The organism is Phyllobacterium sp. TAF24 (assembly GCF_052113785.1).
Classification (GTDB): Bacteria; Pseudomonadota; Alphaproteobacteria; order Rhizobiales; family Rhizobiaceae; genus Phyllobacterium.
Genome location: NZ_JBFRDN010000069.1, coordinates 1 through 3,887 on the forward strand (window position 1 = coordinate 1; position 3,887 = coordinate 3,887).

The following is a 3,887-nucleotide window of genomic DNA, read 5'->3' on the forward strand; positions in this document are numbered from 1 at the left end:
GAGATCAGCCATCGCCGCTTCATATTCGGTTGAAAGCGTCAGCCACTCCTCCTCCGCGCGGGCGAGCGAGGATTTGGCGTAACCGATTTCCTTGCCGATCTGCGTCGCCCGGGCGGGTTCGCGGCTGTAGATAACCGGGTCGGCCAGCTGGTCCTGCAACGACTCGACCTTCTTCTGGAAACGCTGCACCATGGCATCGGCTTCCTGAATTTTCTTTTGCAACGGCTTCAGGGCTTCGCGCTTTTGTGCGGCGAGCTTGCGTTGGTCGGATTTGCTGAGCTTTTGTCCCTCATCGACTGATATCTTGCTATTGCCGGAGCGTTCGGCTTTGGCATCGGCCAGAACCAGCGAGCGATAGGCATCAAGATCGCCATCGTAAGGTGCAACTGCCCCGTCACGCACCAGCCAGAGCCGGTCCATGGTGGCCTCGATCAAATGACGATCGTGGGCAATCAGGATGACAGCCCCGTCAAAATCATTCAGCGCATGCATCAGGGCTTCGCGRCTGTCGATATCCAGATGGTTGGTCGGCTCATCGAGGATGAGCAGGTTTGGACCCTGAAAGGTCGATAGCCCCATCAAAAGCCGCGCCTTTTCACCGCCGGAAAGATCTTTGGCGGCAGTGTTCATCTTCACCGTGGCAAGACCCATTTGCGAAACGCGGGCGCGCACCTTGGATTCCGGCGCATCGGGCATCAGCTTGCGCACATGCTCGATTGCATTATCGTCAGGCACCAGATCATCGAGTTGGTGCTGGGCGAAGAAGGAAATCTTCAGGTTCGGCGCCACGGTGATCTTGCCGGTCTGCAAACCCAGGCGTCCGCTGATCAGCTTGGCGAGGGTCGATTTACCATTGCCGTTCGACCCCAGCAGCGCAATGCGGTCATCCGCATCGATGCGCAGATTGAGGTGTTTCAGCACGGGCTTGCCGGGCGCGTAGCCGACTTCGCCGCTTTCAATCGCGATGATCGGCGATGCCACAACCTTTTCCGGTTCCGGAAAATGGAACGGCGCCACATGGTCTTCGATAACAGATGAGATCGGCTTCAGCTTCTGCAACGCTTTCAGGCGCGACTGGGCCTGCTTGGCCTTGGATGCCTTGGCGCGGAACCGCTCGACAAAGGCTTCCATGTGCTTGCGGTGCGCTTCTTGCTTGGTGCGCTGCTTCTGCTGTAGTTCCAGCGCTTCGCTGCGCAGGCGTTCGAACTGGTCGTAATTACCCTGCCACAGAGTCAGCTTGGTCTGATCCAGATGGATGATCGAGTTGACGGCGGAATTGAGAAGATCGCGATCATGGCTGATCAGGATGACCGTGTGCGGATAACGGCGCACATAATCTTCCAGCCACAGCGTGCCTTCCAGATCGAGATAGTTGGTTGGTTCGTCGAGAAGCAGCAGGTCAGGTTCGGCGAAAAGTACCGCCGCCAGAGCCACGCGCATGCGCCAACCGCCGGAGAACGACGAGGCAGGGCGCTTTTGCGCTTCGCTGTCAAAGCCCAAACCCGACAGGATTGCACCGGCGCGCGCTTCGGCGGAATGCGCATCGATGTCAACGAGGCGAATATGGATTTCGGCAATGCGGTTCGGATCGGTCGCCGTCTCGGCTTCCGCCAGCAACGCGGTGCGCTCCAGATCGGCGGCAAGCACGATCTCGATCAGGGAATCTTCGGTTCCCGGCGCTTCCTGCGCCACCTGACCGATGCGGATATTCTTCGGCAGGAAGAAATCGCCGGTTTCCGCCGGCATTTCGCCAGTAATGACCTTGAACAGCGTTGATTTGCCCGCACCATTGCGCCCGACCAGACCCGCCTTCGTGCCCGATGGCAGATTAAGGTTGGCGTGATCGATCAGCAGGCGTCCGGCCATACGCACGGATATGTCGTTGAGAATAAGCATGGCCGCGCTTTTGCACGGGAAATGCGTTTTTCGCAAGCCGTGCTAGGGGGAGATATGTGCTGATTGAGCCAGAAAGTGGAGTTGAGAGATGTTTCCGGGCGGTTGTGGGTCCTCGGGTCAAGCCCGAGGATGACGGGGAGGTGGGTGCTGTAACTTATAACGGAGAGGTGGATATTGTAAGATAACCGAGAGATGGCACCTTAGAATGAGGAGCGAAGTGCTGAATGGGCGTGCGCTCGTACAATCAAACTGCTTCCTGCAAAACGAGCTTTTCGGACCGAACACCACCTCTCCGTCATCCTCGGGCTTGACCCGAGGACCCACAACAATAAAGACCGCAACAGCATTTTATGCATATGCCCGGCCTTCTTCACTCCTCTGAAACAGCATCAGATCAAGGGCTGGGGCGGAGGTTCCCAATGCGGTCAGGATTGTGTGCGCCTGTCCGCGATGGTGCGTCTGGTGGTTGAAGAGATGTGCCAAAGCCGGTGCAATGCGTTGGCTGAACGTGCGCATGTCAGTGATCGTCGTATAGGTGAACCGCCCGGCAATATCATCACCGCTCAGCCCATTGACCCAGTTGATAAGGCGGACATCCTCCTTGACGCGCGCTGCCTGCAATTCATCGCGGTTCTCAAACAAAATGGCGTCAAGTGCCTTGGGTGCTTCGCCTTCGCCGGTAAAGCGGTAGAGCCAGACGCGATCCGCTACCATGAGATGATTGAACGTCCCATGCAGCGATTTGAAGAATGCCCCCATATCGCGCCGGTAATCCTCATCATTAAGTGCCCCTGCGGCGGCATAAAGCCGTTCATTTGCCCAGCGGTTATAGGCCGCGAACATGCGAAAATGCTGTTCCATTAAATTGACTTTCCGTCGAAATGAGTCAGTCTTAGCGCGATAATATCCAAACAGAGGCGGCTTTCCATGGGAATCATTCTGCACGAACTCGTCGGTACGGACCTGAACCGCCCATTCAGCCCGCATTGCTGGAAAACGGTGATGTCGCTGGCGCATAAGGGCCTGCCATTCAACCGCAACCGCGTATCCTTCAAGGGCATTCCGGAACTGGAAGGAGCCTTTTCACCGCGCGTCCCGATCATCCGCGACGGCGACAGGCGCGTGGCGGATTCTTTTGAGATCGCACTCTATCTGGAAGACAATTATCCGGACCGGCCATCGCTGTTCAAAGGCGAGGGCGGCCGGGCCATGGCCCGCTTTGTCGAGGGCTGGTCGCAGATGACCCTGCATCCCTACCTGAATGTGGTCATCCTGATGCCGGTGCATGATATTCTCGATGAGCCTAATCAGGCCTATTTCCGTGACAGCCGCGAGAAAATCTTTGGCCGGGCGCTTGAAGATGTGGCTGCCGAACGTGATGCCAAGCACGACGCCTTTACCAGAAGCCTCGAACCCATGCGCAAGATGCTGTTGTCGCAGCCGTTCATCGGCGGTGAGGGACCTTTGTTTAGTGATTATATTGTGTTTGGTGCGTTCCAGTGGGTGCGGGTGCTGACACCGTTCAAACTGCTGGATGAAAAAGATCCGGTTTATGCCTGGTTCGAACGCTGCCTCGATTTGCATGGCGGTATTGCCCGCGAGATCAGCGCTGCTGAGTAGTTAAGTTGCATGAACGGGGGTCGTGGTTCGTGGTTCGACAAGCTCACCATGAGGCTCTTCGACAAGCTCAGGATGAGGGGAGCTCCATTCTGCAACGTTGGAGATTATCGTTGCATCCACCTCTCTCCCTCATGGTGAGCAACTGTGTTTGGGTGTTGATCAGATTTGGTGTTCTAATCTCCATGGTGTGTCGGTTTTGATGATGGCGTTGATGATGACGATGAGTTTTCGCATGATGGCCACAATTGCAACCTTGAAGGGTTTTCCAGCGGCTCTGAGTTTCTGGTAGAAGCGTGCCAGTGGCTGGCTCTTGGCCCTTATGATGGAAAGGCACGCCATGTAGAGGATGCGCCTGATATGAGGGCGGCCCG

Annotated in this window: 3 protein-coding genes and 1 pseudogene; 1 reads left to right on the plus strand and 3 read right to left on the minus strand. The window is 56.6% G+C overall.

What is annotated here, in order from left to right; all coding sequences use genetic code 11:
• On the minus strand, positions 1 to 1,896 hold a 1,896-nt coding region (locus AB4Y96_RS26325), incomplete at its 3' end, for an ABC-F family ATP-binding cassette domain-containing protein (RefSeq protein WP_441920969.1).
• A 348-nt stretch (positions 1,897 to 2,244) separates the two neighbouring features.
• Positions 2,245 to 2,757: a DinB family protein gene (locus AB4Y96_RS26330; protein WP_441920970.1), complete on the minus strand. Its 513-nt coding sequence runs from the start codon at positions 2,755 to 2,757 to the stop codon at positions 2,245 to 2,247.
• Between the two features lie 66 nt (positions 2,758 to 2,823).
• On the opposite strand from AB4Y96_RS26330, the gene AB4Y96_RS26335 reads away from it, so the two are divergent.
• Positions 2,824 to 3,516 carry a glutathione S-transferase family protein gene (locus AB4Y96_RS26335; RefSeq protein ID WP_441920972.1) on the plus strand — a complete coding sequence of 231 codons (693 nt, stop codon included), beginning with the start codon at positions 2,824 to 2,826 and terminating at the stop codon, positions 3,514 to 3,516.
• A gap of 159 nt (positions 3,517 to 3,675) precedes the next feature.
• On the opposite strand, the pseudogene AB4Y96_RS26340 reads toward AB4Y96_RS26335, so the two are convergent.
• Positions 3,676 to 3,887 (minus strand): annotated as a pseudogene (locus AB4Y96_RS26340) (hypothetical protein); the annotation flags it as partial.

Bases quoted from the DNA above. Each gene is read 5' to 3' on its own strand.
- AB4Y96_RS26335 (WP_441920972.1), top strand. From the start codon at position 2,824: ATGGGAATCATTCTGCACGAACTCGTCGGTACGGACCTGAACCGCCCA.
- AB4Y96_RS26330 (WP_441920970.1), bottom strand. From the start codon at position 2,757: ATGGAACAGCATTTTCGCATGTTCGCGGCCTATAACCGCTGGGCAAAT.